Annotated in this window: 20 protein-coding genes; 2 read left to right on the top strand and 18 right to left on the bottom strand. The window is 32.8% G+C overall.

All coding sequences use genetic code 11. The features are described from left to right. Window positions 1-44 precede the first annotated feature (44 nt). Complete coding sequence (murJ, locus tag GSH73_RS04285) at window positions 45-1,598, bottom strand: murein biosynthesis integral membrane protein MurJ (RefSeq protein WP_014759232.1); 1,554 nt, start codon at window positions 1,596-1,598, stop codon at window positions 45-47. Between the two features lie 164 nt (window positions 1,599-1,762). Continuing rightward, complete coding sequence (locus tag GSH73_RS04280) at window positions 1,763-2,089, bottom strand: thioredoxin family protein (RefSeq protein ID WP_014759233.1); 327 nt, start codon at window positions 2,087-2,089, stop codon at window positions 1,763-1,765. A 151-nt stretch (window positions 2,090-2,240) separates the two neighbouring features. On the opposite strand from GSH73_RS04280, the gene GSH73_RS04275 reads away from it, so the two are divergent. After that, window positions 2,241-2,540 (top strand): carboxymuconolactone decarboxylase family protein, encoded by a 300-nt coding sequence (locus tag GSH73_RS04275; RefSeq protein ID WP_014759234.1) that lies wholly within the window; start codon window positions 2,241-2,243, stop codon window positions 2,538-2,540. Window positions 2,541-2,619: 79 nt separating this feature from the next. Then, window positions 2,620-3,072 (top strand): DUF1003 domain-containing protein, encoded by a 453-nt coding sequence (locus GSH73_RS04270; RefSeq protein ID WP_014759235.1) that lies wholly within the window; start codon window positions 2,620-2,622, stop codon window positions 3,070-3,072. Between the two features lies 1 nt (window position 3,073). On the opposite strand, the gene GSH73_RS04265 is transcribed toward GSH73_RS04270, so the two are convergent. The 16 genes from GSH73_RS04265 to GSH73_RS04200 form a co-directional block, all read right to left on the bottom strand. After that, complete coding sequence (locus tag GSH73_RS04265; RefSeq protein WP_014759236.1) at window positions 3,074-3,418, bottom strand: PqqD family protein; 345 nt, start codon at window positions 3,416-3,418, stop codon at window positions 3,074-3,076. A 64-nt stretch (window positions 3,419-3,482) separates the two neighbouring features. Further along, window positions 3,483-3,653 (bottom strand): phosphodiester glycosidase family protein, encoded by a 171-nt coding sequence (locus GSH73_RS13675; RefSeq protein WP_489884368.1) that lies wholly within the window; start codon window positions 3,651-3,653, stop codon window positions 3,483-3,485. Continuing rightward, on the bottom strand, window positions 3,574-3,993 hold the full coding sequence (locus GSH73_RS13565) for a phosphodiester glycosidase family protein (protein WP_233432484.1): 420 nt from the start codon (window positions 3,991-3,993) through the stop codon (window positions 3,574-3,576). The genes GSH73_RS13675 and GSH73_RS13565 overlap by 80 nt, the downstream gene beginning before the upstream one ends. A 5-nt stretch (window positions 3,994-3,998) precedes the next feature. After that, complete coding sequence (locus tag GSH73_RS13560; protein ID WP_233432485.1) at window positions 3,999-4,889, bottom strand: copper amine oxidase N-terminal domain-containing protein; 891 nt, start codon at window positions 4,887-4,889, stop codon at window positions 3,999-4,001. Window positions 4,890-5,677: 788 nt separating this feature from the next. Continuing rightward, the gene (gene tnpA / locus GSH73_RS04255) at window positions 5,678-6,118 is read right to left on the bottom strand and encodes an IS200/IS605 family transposase (RefSeq protein WP_014759237.1); all 441 of its coding nucleotides are present in this window, start codon (window positions 6,116-6,118) and stop codon (window positions 5,678-5,680) included. A gap of 411 nt (window positions 6,119-6,529) precedes the next feature. Then, on the bottom strand, window positions 6,530-6,706 hold the full coding sequence (locus tag GSH73_RS04250) for a hypothetical protein (protein WP_014759238.1): 177 nt from the start codon (window positions 6,704-6,706) through the stop codon (window positions 6,530-6,532). Beyond that, on the bottom strand, window positions 6,703-7,563 hold the full coding sequence (locus GSH73_RS04245) for a DNA adenine methylase (protein WP_014759239.1): 861 nt from the start codon (window positions 7,561-7,563) through the stop codon (window positions 6,703-6,705). The genes GSH73_RS04250 and GSH73_RS04245 overlap by 4 nt, the downstream gene beginning before the upstream one ends. Window positions 7,564-7,660: 97 nt before the next feature. Then, window positions 7,661-9,289, bottom strand: coding sequence for an AAA family ATPase (locus GSH73_RS04240; protein WP_014759240.1), 1,629 nt, complete (start codon window positions 9,287-9,289; stop codon window positions 7,661-7,663). Between the two features lie 647 nt (window positions 9,290-9,936). Next, a complete protein-coding gene (locus tag GSH73_RS04235; RefSeq protein ID WP_014759241.1) occupies window positions 9,937-10,473 on the bottom strand; it encodes a hypothetical protein in 537 nt (178 codons plus the stop codon). Window positions 10,474-10,487: 14 nt separating this feature from the next. Continuing rightward, window positions 10,488-11,186 (bottom strand): DUF3800 domain-containing protein, encoded by a 699-nt coding sequence (locus GSH73_RS04230; protein WP_014759242.1) that lies wholly within the window; start codon window positions 11,184-11,186, stop codon window positions 10,488-10,490. Between the two features lie 102 nt (window positions 11,187-11,288). After that, window positions 11,289-11,822, bottom strand: coding sequence for a hypothetical protein (locus GSH73_RS04225; RefSeq protein WP_014759243.1), 534 nt, complete (start codon window positions 11,820-11,822; stop codon window positions 11,289-11,291). 20 nt (window positions 11,823-11,842) lie between these two features. Beyond that, window positions 11,843-12,718 carry a GH25 family lysozyme gene (locus GSH73_RS13670; RefSeq protein ID WP_014759244.1) on the bottom strand — a complete coding sequence of 292 codons (876 nt, stop codon included), beginning with the start codon at window positions 12,716-12,718 and terminating at the stop codon, window positions 11,843-11,845. A 6-nt stretch (window positions 12,719-12,724) separates the two neighbouring features. Continuing rightward, window positions 12,725-12,943 carry a hypothetical protein gene (locus GSH73_RS04215; protein ID WP_014759245.1) on the bottom strand — a complete coding sequence of 73 codons (219 nt, stop codon included), beginning with the start codon at window positions 12,941-12,943 and terminating at the stop codon, window positions 12,725-12,727. A 15-nt stretch (window positions 12,944-12,958) separates the two neighbouring features. Further along, window positions 12,959-13,825 carry a hypothetical protein gene (locus GSH73_RS13400; RefSeq protein WP_014759246.1) on the bottom strand — a complete coding sequence of 289 codons (867 nt, stop codon included), beginning with the start codon at window positions 13,823-13,825 and terminating at the stop codon, window positions 12,959-12,961. Between the two features lie 13 nt (window positions 13,826-13,838). Next, window positions 13,839-14,069 (bottom strand): hypothetical protein, encoded by a 231-nt coding sequence (locus GSH73_RS04205; RefSeq protein ID WP_014759247.1) that lies wholly within the window; start codon window positions 14,067-14,069, stop codon window positions 13,839-13,841. Between the two features lie 2 nt (window positions 14,070-14,071). Further along, window positions 14,072-14,539: a hypothetical protein gene (locus GSH73_RS04200; protein ID WP_014759248.1), complete on the bottom strand. Its 468-nt coding sequence runs from the start codon at window positions 14,537-14,539 to the stop codon at window positions 14,072-14,074. Window positions 14,540-14,549 lie beyond the last annotated feature (10 nt).

The raw sequence follows: 14,549 nt of genomic DNA, 5'->3' as shown, positions 1-14,549 counted from the left end.
AAGTAAAGTATATGCAAAAAGCTCGGTTTTTAGCCGAGCTTTAATTAATTTTGGAAATTAATTATCCTGTTTGCCACAATGCCAAATAAGTATTTGAACTCTTTTACTTTTAAAAGAAGCATCATACCAACGTATATAGCACCGCCGATAATGACAATCAAACTTGTAAGCAACAATTCCATCTTAAATCCAACCATGTATCTTGAAAGAAAATTATTCATTAAAAATACCGCCGCGCCCATCACAAGCGAAGATAGCACCAATTTACCACCGGTAATTACAACATCGCGTCCGCCAAAAGGCCCCATCTTTTTCCTAAAATCCTTCATCAACAACATGGCGCAAATTGCCGCAGATGCAGACGAACCTATGGCAAGACCAGCGATACCTATATATTTTACCAGTATTATGCTTATCAATATATTTACTGCTATGCCTAAAATACTGTTTATCATAGGCGTCCTCGTATCATTTGTGGAGTAAAATGATACATTAAACACATCTCTTATGCCGTAAAAAATCATTCCTATTGAAAGGTACAAAAGCGCAATAGCTGTAATCTCAACACTGTAATCATTAAACCTGCCATGTTTAAACAATATATCTATTATGTGGTACCTTAAAATCATGATGCCTAAAGTAACCGGAATCATGATCATATTGATATTGTTTATAGCCTTTATCATGTGAGATTTCATGCCTTTATAATCGCCGGTACTTCCTTCCCTTGACAAAGTAGGAAATATGACTGTCACAACCGACGTGGCAAATGTGCCATAAAAAGCACCTGTCAATAAGCTGGCATAGCTAAAAGCGGTGATGTTCCCATTTGGCAACCCTGATGCAAGTCTCGTATTTATGATTATGTTTATCTGGTTCACAGATAATCCCACAATGACAGGACTAATAAGCTTAAGCATCCTTACTATGCGAGGATCTTTAAAATCAATTTTCAGGCTGTACCTGTACTTGTTCTTGATAAGCCATGGTATCTGGTTTACCACCTGAAGTCCAAATGCGACTGTAGTGTAGATAGTAAGGCCTACAATGCCACCATCCTTTGCAAAAAACAGCATAAACACAATAGGCGGAATATCTATCAAAATCCCATTTAAAGCAGGTGCAGTAAAATCATTGAGCGTCTGAAGGATAGCAGTAAAGCCTGCCGACATGCTTAAAAACAGCATGTTTACAATGCTTATTTTTGTCAAATTTACTGCAAGTTGAAATTTCTCACCTGTAAAATTCGATGCCATCAATCTTACCAAGTAAGGCGAAAAAATCCACGCTATTATAAATATGGCAAATGAAAACAGGAATAAAATATTCATGATATTGTTGGCAAAATCAAACATTTCATCTTTGCCGCGCTTAGCATATGTCTCATTTAAAAGAGGTATAAAAGCTGTGGATACAGCAACACCTATTATAGAGTAAAGCACTGTCGGGATATTTAAAGACACAGTGTATGCATCAGTAGCCCATGTAGTACCAAACACCTTACCCTGTACAGTATTTTTCAAAAGCCCAGCAAATTTCCCTAAAATCGTTATAAATGCAACAATGCTTGCCGACTTAAACAGTTTCTTATTACTCATACGATCTCCAATCTAACTCGTAATTTTTCTTAGCAGTGATTTCAAGCCCCATAACAATTTTATATTTTACATCGTAAACGGCTTTTAGGCAATACACAGCAATTTCAAAAATGAAGCGTTTTATCGACTAAAAATAAATTTTTCACATTAATAGCTATCGTAACTTATGAAAAAAACAGATCATAATACTTTTGTATTTTCTCTTCTAAAATGTCCATGCTTATAAATCTCGCCTCTCTTATGACTTCTTTCCCCTCCGCAAAAAGAAGCACTGTAGGCACAGTAAAAACCGAAAACTCCGATGATGCAGCAGGCAATTCATCTATAGAAACATGACAACTGGATATCTTGTCATAATTTAAGAGCATCGCTTCAAGTTTTGGAAGCAATGTAGTGCATATACCGCAATCATTTGTTGAAAAATACAATAGCGCCATTTCTTCACTATCTACAAATTTCTTTATTTCGTCAACTGCATAAAATTTCTTCATCACCTTTGCCCTCCGAAGCTATTCTTTAAATCTAACATATAAAGTATTTTACCACAAAGCGAAAAATTTTTATATATCTTGCCTTAATATTAAAATTTAATTTTTAAAGGTGATATAATATATATGTAAAAATGTACAAGGAGGGATTTAGATGCCATTACCACCATTTTTGTCATCGCTTGATAAAAATGATCCTGAATTTGCATCTGCAATAGAGAAAGTTTATTCGTATGCAATGGGGCCAGGTGCATTAGATAAAAAGACGAAATTGTTAATCGCACTGGCTATTGATGCACTGCACGGTGCTAACCTTGGAGTAGAAAACATATCAAATCAACTGCGAAATATGGGAGTAAGCGACGAAGAAATAAAAGAAGCCATTAGAATCGCATACTTCGCATCCGGAAATACAATATTAGCTTCGTATATTTCCGCCTTCAAAAACAAATAGCTATTAAAAAGTGAGAAGCTTAAATTTCATCAAAGCTTCTCACTGTATTAAAAAACATATAGTAGAGGTGAACACAAATATGGATAATAAAGAAAAACTGATACATTCATATATTGACAAGAAAGTCTCTAAAAATATCAATGAAGAGCACAAAGATTCGCTGACATTTGGCGATAGAATGGCAGACAAATTGGCAGACTACGCTGGAAGCTGGTCATTTATATTTACGTTTGGCTTTTTGCTTATCGTTTGGATGGTTATAAACAGCGTCGCTTTTATAAAGCATTTTGATCCGTATCCATTTATACTCTTAAATTTGGTTTTATCCTGTCTTGCTGCAATACAAGCTCCAATAATCATGATGAGCCAAAACAGGCAAGAAGCAAAAGATAGGCTAAGAGCACAAAATGACTACGAAGTCAATTTAAAAGCAGAGTTAATAATAGAAGACCTGCATACAAAAGCAGATAAAATCATCGAAAATCAAGAAAAAATACTGAAACTTTTGGAAAGCCAATCACAAAAAGAATAAATTATTGAATCCTCCACCTAATCCATCCATTTTGATGCAAATAGCGTAAATATTTGTTTAGTCTATCGTATGTAGGCTCAGCCTTATCGCCGTAAACTTCTTTAAGCTTAATGCCTATGTCATAAACAGTTCTTTTGCCATCAATAAGCTTCCAAACGGTGCTGCCAATTTCATCAAGCTCTACTGTCGTTATCCTTGGTCTTTTGATAAAAAGCCTCGCCAACCGCTCAACGATTTTATCGTGCCTAAACAAAAGCTTGACTATGTTATCATTCTCTTCCCACATAAGTTTTTTTGAATGAATAGGCACATAAAGCATGAAATTGTTGTTGTTCTTTTTAGCCATTTATCACATCATCCTCATATTATCGTGTTTTTTATTCAGTCACTAAATATATTATACCACACCATTATTTGTAGAATATCAGTGCATTGCTTAAATCTCTCCCAGGCTTTGTCAAATACTCCCCTTTAAAATAAATCCCAGAAGAAGCACCACCATCAAGATTCATTGCATCGTATGCCCCCAGATCTTTCATGACCTGTGCCAACTGATATACAGTAATCTCTGGCGTAGTCACAAGAAGAATATCGCCTTGTGGCCGTTACTCCTATAGCACTTCTTGCGTATGCTAAGCTTACAATTTTATCCTCTGTGAATCCCTCTCCTACAGGATCAACACTGACGACACCATCTTTGACAAGAATAGGTCCTGCACCTACCGCCTGAACAACGTCAGACCAATCAACTGGATTTCCACTATCATCTGTAAAGTTGATTTTATACTCAACTGTCTTGCCTACATTAAATACTTTAGCTAAATATTCTTCGCTGCCATTGAGATTTATGACATATCCATCTGCAGGAATATTTACATCCTGGTTTTCTTCAATATCTTTAACAACCCCATTTTCTACCACAATATTTATTCCATAATTAATTCAGATGTAAATATATATACCGAGTTTGCAGAAGGTGTGTGATTGAAGCCATAAGCATACCAATTATTTGGCCAGCTATAAGAGCCATTGGTGCCGCCTGCTATGCTTATTTTAAGCTTGTCCATCTTCACCCTACCATCAGCAGTAAAGCCAAAAACAGACCCTACATTAACAACATGCACAACTTTGCCATCTTTAATTATAGTGTTCCACGGTACCGGGTTCCCATCATAGGCACTGAAGAACGTCCCATTTATTGCAACATCTGCATTGTAGTATTTAGCCATGTCATATAGGCTCTGGGTAGTACCTATCTGATTATTTGCCAAAACAACCGCAGGTTTATAAGGTGAATTGTAAGGTATCCTTACACCCGTCACAACAACGCCATCAACTTTCTGAGTAAAACTTGTCGCGTCTAAGCTATAATCAACCGCTTTAACATAAATATAACCATTGTTAAATGGGATAGCAGCAGTTTGCGTATTTCCATCCCATTTGACTTCATTATCCCCAAGCAGTTCAGCCAAAAATCGAAGCGGTAAAAAGGTTGAACCGTCTTTTATTATGGCAGGCACCGGCATATCTTTCGCTTTTCTATTGACGATCGCATTGGTGCTGTCGATCTTAAGCGCGATTTTAAGGCTATCTTTTGTTATCTCAACCGTTTGAGTATCACCGTACCATTTTACATCTGCACCCATGCTTTGAAATACACCTCGTGCAGGCACCATCATATAGCTATTGCTTTGATATGTATACAAAAAACCATTGTAGTATGTATCAGCGCAAACTTGCGATGTAAATGTAAAAACTAAAATCAAAGACACAGCAATTAGTACAATCCTTTTCATGACCATTGGAACAACTGTCATTCAAGCGCTATTCCTTATCCTCCTCTCCATTTTTAGTAAATAATTTACATAAGATTATAGTTATTATAACACTTTATGACTTATTCGACATATTTAAAAAAAATCCTTCTTGATTGATTAATTTTTTGTTTGCATTTGGAAATTAGCCGAAATTAACTTATTTTTAAGCAAAAAAATAAAAGCCATGAAAGGCTTGATATCGCTTAATTTAATATGGAGGCAGCATCCAGATTCGAACTGGAGATAAAGGTTTTGTAGACCTCTGAAGTATTTTTTAAGCAGTTTTAATTAGTAACTGTATGTCACGAAAGCGCTTAAAATTAAGCTTTTTTTATTTTTAAAACTGGAAATTGTTAGACTTCTTTCACGCCTAATTTTAAGTATTTTTATTTGTTACGTTAGCAAAATGTTAGCAAGTTTTATAGCATGTTTGCGACTTGAAACAGGCGATATATTCACTTAAAGAAAACATTAGGAAACATCCAATAAGCTATAAAAAACAAAACACATGAAATTAAAAAATAATACAAAAGATATTTCCAGCTTTTGCTTATAACTCGAGTATCTTTATGAAAAATTAATCTAAAGATAAAATCTGCAATAAAAATTATTGTCATTGTGCCAATAAAAGTTAATAAGTATTTGTACAACTTTAAAACCCCCATTTAGGTACATATAAAGGACATATTAATACTATGTACATTTTATCGCACCTTTGATACTACGTCAAGAAAAAGTACAAACTCAACCACCACCTGCTTTATCTGGTGGTGTGCCGCTTAAGCAGCTTAAAACTCGCCTAAAGTAAAATTATCATTCTTTTGATTTTTTTCTATGTCTTGATTTTGTATATACTCTATTATCACTTCATCCGTTACATTGCCACTACTTGCTGCAAAATATCCTCCTGCCCATAAATGTTGTCCCCAAAATTGTTTGTTCAGTTCCTTATTCTCCATTAGCAACTTTCTCGAACTATATCCTTTTATATATTGCACCAGCTTACTTACTGACAAATGTTGTGGTGCTGACACTAGTATATGTATATGATCTTTCGATACATGTCCTGATAATATTTCTATTTCATTATTTTTGCATACCATTCTTATTAGTTCCCTTGCTCTTTCTGCTATTTTCCCAACTAATACCGGTTTTCTGTATTTTGTTATCCAGACTATATGATATTTTAGATCATACGTTGCATGTGATGACTTTCTATAATTTTGCATATTTATCACCTCTAGTTTATTTTTTACTAGAAGTGATTATTCATTTTGTTGACCTAAAGGTTTCAGCTTAAGCTGAGGGATTTAACCCCATTATACAGACATTAATTTATTTTTAAGCAAAAAATAAAAGCCATGAAAGGCTTGATATCGCTTGAATAAATATGGAGGCGGCATCCAGATTCGAACTGGAGATAAAGGTTTTGCAGACCTCCCAAGCGAAATCCATGACAATCCTTCTTTATCTTTTATATCTTAAGAACCTAGTATTTATGCATATTATAAAAGATAAGCTTAATTTGATAAAAGTATCGAAATATATAAAAAAGATTGTCTCGGATTGTCATGGGATTGTCATGAAAAAGCACCCATTTTAGAGTGCTTTATATCTATCTCTTATTTTTAATTGTTCTTTTAGTGCGTATTGAAGTACTTGTGAAAAGTTATGTTTGCATTTTCTGCTGCCTCATTCAACCATCGTGGAATTGTTACTGTTTTATTTACACTTTTATTGGCCATTTCATTACGAACAGGAGGCATGTAAACTTCGATAAGATTTACAAAAGCACCTTCAGGAACTTTTATACTCAAATCACACTTTTGCATTCTTTAGGAATATTAAGATTATTACTGTAAATCATTATTTCATATCCAGTATATTTTCTTTGTGCAGTATAATTTAATTTATAGGTTGTTTGAAAATATTGACTATACATTTTACTGATTGCTTTTACATAATCATAAGTAACTATCCAACAATGTTCTTTAATTTGTCCTATTTTTTTACTCAATTTTAGGTGGTCCTCATGATTATAATAATTTACATAAAGTGTAGATCCTTTATTATAATAAGGAGGATCAAAAAAAATAAAGCTTTTAGTTTCAATTTTAGGTAATACTACATCTAATAACTGAATAGTATCCATATTAAAAATTTTTATATTATTCTTATATTTTGATATATATCTAATTTGGTTTATCAGCCGTTTTTTATTAAACCGACAATCCATTTTATATTTTCCATTCTGTTCTAAACCACCAATCACACCAGCCTTTAATATTCCAGATCTATTAGTCCTATTTAGAAAGAATGTTGAAAAACCTAGTTCTAACAAATTAGCACTATCCTTATGTCTTTGAATATCTTTTTGTTTATGCCATTGATCTATATTAATTGGTGTATTTTCAATTAAATAACATAATTCATCTGTATGGTTTAAAACTGAATACCAAAATGCATATATCGACTTGTCAATATCATTTATAATAATTTCGGAAGCATAGCCATCTATCAATAATGCTAATGCAATAGCTGCACCACCAGCAAAAGGTTCAATGTATATGCATCCTTTAAGATTATTAGCTATTATTATTTTTTTTACATATCCCGTTAATTTATTTTTACCACCAGGATATCGTAAAGGCGTATAAGTTCTCATACTAGACATGATTTTCACTTCTCCTAACAAATATATTATATTTGATTTTACCATAAATTATTGTTTCTGGCCATAATTATTTAAGCAAATTTATATTATATTAAGGCTAGTCAATTCTTTGCATCAGAAGTCTATCTGCAATTGAGTTAAAAATATTAATAAAAGTTTGTATAAATTTATCGCAATCTTCTCTATTATCTTTATACCAAAAATCGAATACATTATATGGTTCTATAAGAATGCCTAAATACTCATTAAACCATTTTTTATACTGTTCTCTTTCTTTTGCTTTTTCTTTATACTCTTTTTCAGGAGAATGTGTTTGAAAATATTCTTTTGTAAAATTATATTTAGTGATCTGTTCCCTTAATTCATGTTCTGCTGGTATATCCTTTAAATATAAATATAAAATTTCTTCAGGTCTTTTACCTCCTGGTAGTTTGATAATATTATTAATATTAGGAAGTTTATATTTTTCAATATCCTCATCTCTAACATCTCCATCAACTATAAAGATTATATTAGAAAAATATTTTGGATCGGCTTTGTTTAATTTTAATAAATTAGAAAATCCCATAGTTATATTTACTAACTCTAATCTATGAATATATTTATTCAGCAATTTTTGTGCAAACCATCTAGTTTCATCATCTTCAGAATATACTATAATTTTCGATGGATTTTCTTTTATTGACTGAATATTTAAATCATTGTACATAGTAGCATATTCTATACTTTGTCTTATTTCCAAGGTACCATTTGCTTTAGTAATATATAATAATTCAATATCGTTTATATTCCCATCTTTTTTATTATATTTTGTCTTTTCACAAATTAATTGAAGTATAGTTAAACTATGTGTTGTAAAAACTATTTGTAAGTCTAATTCCTTGCAATATTTAATTAAGTGTCTTAATAGCTCTGATTGAGCATAAGGATGAAGAGTTGCTTCTAATTCATCTATTAATAATAAACCACCTTTATATTTATCTGGATTATTTCTTTTTAATCTATAAAAAGATAAAACTGCTAAAAGTATCTGCCCAATATTATCTTGACCAGCTGAGTTTGTTAAAGAATCATATTCGGTCGTAGATATTCCTATCCCCTTTTTTCTGTCAGTTTCTCCAATATTTATACAATCAATGCTGATTTCTTCATCATTTACTATTGACAATATTTCTTTATAACTTGTTAAAAACATTATTCGTTCATCTTCTTCTAATTTTATATTTTTTACTGAAAGTGTTTCTTCATTTGACTCACCTATAGGATATAACCTCGATAAACCAAGATACAAAACTGGATAGCTATATTTTTTACTTGATTTTCTTTTACTAACTGTTTTTTCTGGTATAACACGAAATCTTTTTTTATACTTTATATCACCTTTAGTGGTTTTTATTTTAGTTGTTGGCCAAGTTATCCTACAAGTTCTGTAATCAACTATTTTATCAGGATTTTTTATATCTGAGAAATAAACAGTATATTTGTTAGAACCACTTAAATCAAATTTTTCGGAGCCTTTAAATATTTCACTAAATTCAGTTCTAAATTGCTTCTGTATTATTGGTCTACCTTCACTAGCTTTCAATTCACATGTGTTCCCAATCATACCGAGTAATGTTGATTTCCCCAAAGCATTTTTACCTGAAATAACAGTTAAATATCTTCCTAAATTCATTGAAATATTCTTAAAAATTCTAAAATCATTAATTTTAATACTATGTATCATTTTTTCCTCCATTTCTAAATGTTTTAGTAGAAAATCTAAATAAAAATAAAATAATAACCACTAATTTATTATTCTTTATAAAATTACATTTTCCTTCTTATTTTGATATAAATCTTCAAAAAAAATAAAAAATTACTTAATCTAGTTTCTCTAATGTTAAAAATACTTTATGTTTTATTAAATGTTGTATAATTTAGTTTGGTTTTGCTTTTGCAAAAAACAATATTTAATCGCATCTTCTTGCACAAATAAAGCATATTTAGTAAAAGCTATCCGTATTTCAAATTGTTCCAAATCATAATCGAGTAGGAGCTGAATAATTATTTTATCCAGCGTCCTCTCACACCACCGTACGTACCGTTCGGTATACGGCGGTTCATTAAGAATTACAACAAAGTAGGTGCTCCGGCTTAATTATAGACGAGTTGCTCTCTATTTTGAATGGACTTAACATAAAAATTATTTTCAACGTTTCATCTTAAAATATTTTTAAATGAGATATTTGTATAATATTTGCCTATAATACATATAATAATATTACCTGCAGGAAAATATAATTGTTGACATTTTAGATGAAATAGATTATATTTAAAGTAGCTCAACTACCAAGTAGTAGGAGGAGTTCCTGAAGACGCCTAAACTATAGTTTAGGCGTCTTCTGTTTTATATTTTTCATATTGTTTAATTTTCTTTTGCAAAGTATGTTCATGTTCAATATAAAAAGCCGAAATTAATAGATTATAATTTTCCCTTTCTTCAAGAACAACAAGAAATCTAAAATTTTCAAAAAGAAAATGCCATCTCTTATACTTTTTATAAGGTTCTGGCCAATATTTTATCTTATTACACCCATTACAATTTTCTCTACAATTATAATTTTCAATTATTTTTCTTATCCAGGCTATTCTTTCACATCTCCTTAAATCAGGTATTCTATCGTTTAGATCATTTGAAGTTTTCGAGGAATCTACAGAAGTTACATGGAAATATGCCTGTTCTTTATTTGCTACCATGGGATATTTTCTAATCCTGACTTCTTTAAATTTAAAAATTGGTCTACTCTCTATAAAATCTTTCTTAAAAATTTCGTATAAAAAGTTATCATAATTATCCCAGTTACCATCAAACTCACTTAATTGAACTAAAGGAGGAAGCCATTTACACAGCAGTTGCTCATCGTCCATTTTAGTATCTTCTCCTAAGATGGATCCCATACAAAGATATTAATTTTCTTTGAAAAAAAGCTAGTTGAATGATTTAAGGCTAAACCTGATTGCTCCTTTAGTTCTTTCGTTATACGCAGCTTTGCCTCACTGCTTTTTAGATCCCTATTTATATATGAAACTGCTCCAATAAGAATATCCACAAGCTGCATAAGTTGAATTTCTGATGAATTAACTGGTTGTATTTTTTTTATTATATTACAATTATAGTCATAATATTTGTTTCTCAAATATTTAGCAAGAATTTTACTTTTTTCGTTAGTATGAGTATCTTTAATATCAATATAAATATTGTACGAATTTGATGTATCGATAATATTACATAACATAAGATAATACATTTTATCATAAAAAGTATTATGGTCTTGGTTAAAATCAAAATGCCTTAATTTTGTTTTGTCTGATACTATTAAGCATCTAAAATGTAAATCTGTTTCTTTTAAAAATAACTTTATCATATCGGAATAAAATTCTATCTTATTAGGAGATACTTTTACCCATTTAACTTCAAAATTTGGTTTAATACCATGCTTGATCTTTAGATCTTTTATCTTGTCTGAAATATATTTTATTTTATTTTTAGGGCACCAAATTCCTCCAATGACCATTACTTTACTGTCATCATGTTCTAAATGACAACTCTCGTCACAATATATATTATATACCTGGCCCATATAGCCCTCCTCGTAATATTTATCTATTATTACATTTTATTAATATTATAGCACAAATTAATTAACTCTTGGCATAAAAAAATAGGCCCCGAAGGGCCATGATTATTTTTGCTGGGTAGTTGCAGTTGTCTGCGTATTTGCGGTTGCAGTTGTCTGGGTAGTAGGTGTTTGCGTGTCTGTTGTAGCTGCTACTTGTGCCTGCGCTGCTTCTTTCGTATGTCCTAAAGCCATCACAGACGCTTCAATTGCACCGTCTATAACTTTGTCAAGCTCGGGAGTAACGTCTATCTTTGCAAGTTTAAGAGCATCCAATATAAAACTTTTTGCTTCTGCTTTTCTCTGGTCTGCTTGTATTTGTCCGATGTGGTAAAGCTGCTCGGCTTTGTTTACACCGAGTTTTGTGTATTCGAGAACTTTGTCTATGATACCTAAAGCAGGCACTTGTGGCAAAAAAGGTTTGATTGTATCAAAGACTTGATCTACTTTTACGACAGTGTCATTAGCTTCGTTCAAATATTTTTCTATGTCTATACCTTTCTTTTTCGCATAGGGTAATGCTATACCTACCGTTGCTACTACCCCTATTACAACTCCTATAACAAGTGTTAAAACTGCTAATGTATTTCCTTCTAACATAATTTATCCTCTCCTTTAAATTATTTTATTTCATAAGATCCATCTGAATAGATGTTTATTGTGAGCGTTTTTAAAAGTGCCTTAGCCTGTGATGTCGTTTGTGTTGTTGTATTTTGTGCAGACTTATTAAGCTCTGCCAATGCCTTTGATAAAGCATCGGCTGTTGCAGGGCCATATACGCCATCAGCCGTCAAACCTGCTTTTTGCTGAAATTGCTTTATAGCTGCTGTTGTAGCAGGTCCTAATACGCCGTCAACTGTCAGGTTCGTCCCTAATACTTGGTTGAGCTCTTGTTGTAATTGTTTTATCCAATCCACACTTTCGCCTCCTTTCCGAATTGATAAATCGTCGTTGGCAATGCTACAATCACAGATACCGATTTCCGGTACATTTTCTTTATTTGTGTACTGCCACATTATGTGCGGAATTTCAGGCTCTTTACTGCCATAGTCTGCTATCCAAAAGTTATAGTTTTGCAGTTTAGAATAGTCTAATTTTGAATTGAGATAGCTTGTATATGTGTAAATAATGCAGTCTTTGCCTGTCAGTTTTTTCATAGCTGTAATAAATCGCAATATCCAGTTAGTTAGAGCATCTTTGCCTAAATTGCAATTTACCTCGATGTCTAAGATTGGCGGTAATTTTGTTGTTAATGAAGCAATTTGCCTGTAGTAATTCGTTGTCTCATCTTCAGGCTGGTTGTTGTCAGGTCTTGCAAAATGATATGTGCCGAATAGCATACCAGCTTGCGATAATTTTGAGACATTAGTCTGAAATGTTGGGTCTACGTATGTCTTCCCTTCTGTTGCTTTTACAATCACGCCTGCATAACCTGCATTTTTTACTTTAGTTGCGTCCTGAACTGGATTGTGATTAGAGATGTCTATTATTTTCATTATTCTTCACTTCCTCATTAGTGCAAAGTTCACTATAAGCATAATTAAAGAGGCTATTACGCCTCCCATTAAACCTATCAGCCATGTATATATTCCGTCTACCTTTTGCTCTAAACGCTGTAGACTGCCATTCTGTTTTGCCTGCCATTCCTCAAGCTTTTTTAGTCTTTCATCGTGTTTGCCTAACAATACTTCCATGTCATTCACCTTCTCCTCAAGTTCCATCTGCATCCGTCCTTTCTATGCAAAAGCAAAATAGTTAAATTTAGTAAATGAAAAATTCTGTGCGCTTAATGTAAAATATAAATTTCCTGCTGTGTAATATAAATTTAGCCACATTGTACTAGACCCAGACCCTCCCATGTATGTGCTTGTCATACTAAAACCATATATGGCATCATAGATAGCGGGTCTGTATCCAGCATCTGTAGGAAACACAACTAATAATTTTGGCACAAATGGCAAAGGTATTTGCGAACCAAGTGGATATGCGGTAGTGGTTGTACTTACTGTGTATACTTGGTCGTAAGGTGGACTGAAACTCCCGGTTACACCAAATACAGTAATACCATGCTTAATATTTGCCGCCACTAAATTTGCATCACCTTTTACATATCCGCTGCCGTTGTGATAACCAGCTGGGATAGCTTGATTTTGCGTTGATGGCGTGATTATTACTGCACCATTATTTGGCATAGCTCCAGTTTGTTTACTACCACCTGAATAAAATGTTTTGCCTGAAAGCACATCTCCTACTCCAGCATTTGCATCTATCGATATTGCACGAATTTTTGATGACAAAGTGTCAAATGTGTCTGTAGAAGTTGCACTCTGCCCCATAGCTGTAATAGCAGTTGCTATTTTGCTTTTGCCTGTTTGAACATTGCCTGCAAGCTCTTGCAATGCATCTTCTACGTTAGTTGCAGTTATATTATTATTTGTATCCTGTATCAAGATATTTTTTGCCTGCGGTTTTATATCACTGGTTCCATCCGTCTTTTGCAATTCAGTTTTAACTTCATCATACTGGCTTTCAAGATGGTTTAAATTCGGAGCGCTGATTCCAGGAGCTGCACTATCATTCCAAACTGTTTTTGTATACGCCATTTAATCACCTTCTTTATCTTGAAATAGTATAGAGTTCTTGTAATGCACCTTCTATATTGCTTGAACTAAAATATCCATTTGCATCTTGTATTAGACAATTTATTGCTTGTATTTTTATATCACTGGTTCCATCCGTCTTTTGCAATTCAGTTTTAACTTCATCATACTGGCTTTCAAGATGGTTTAAATTTGTCGAATTTAATGGCGTTATTCCTGCTTCCCATTGTGTTTTTGTATACGTCATAATTAAGCCCTCCCTATTGTGTCGGTACGCACAATCTGTAAACTCTCTAATTCATTCTTTGTATGCGACCATAGCACCCTTGCAATCATAACACCGCTATCTTTTGCATCTGTTGCCTCAGGTCCTGCAAATACGCCTATTTCTTCAATATCTACGTTTGCCTCGTACGGTGCTATATAGCAGGTTGTCTGTACTTGTCCTGTTCCCGGCGTCTCTTGCTTTGTTACAGCTTTTCTGAATACTTCATTACCAAGTTTTGTGTCTGACGCTGATACAGGCGTATTTGATGTACCAAGTGCTATATATTGTATAGATGTTGGGGGATTGACAGTACCATCAAGCAAATCCCTCATATAATTCAAACCTGCATCGGTTATCATATTATGCAAGCTGATTGTTTTTCTTTTGTATGGGGTTTCTATTGTTATTTGGAATGTTCCATCCCATACTAAATTAGACATATCTATCATCATCTCACTC

This window comes from Thermoanaerobacterium aotearoense (assembly GCF_009905255.1).
In the GTDB taxonomy this organism is placed as follows: Bacteria; Bacillota; Thermoanaerobacteria; order Thermoanaerobacterales; family Thermoanaerobacteraceae; genus Thermoanaerobacterium; species Thermoanaerobacterium aotearoense.
The sequence above is the reverse complement of the archived record's forward strand: the minus strand, read 5'-3'. Positions and strand labels throughout refer to the sequence as shown.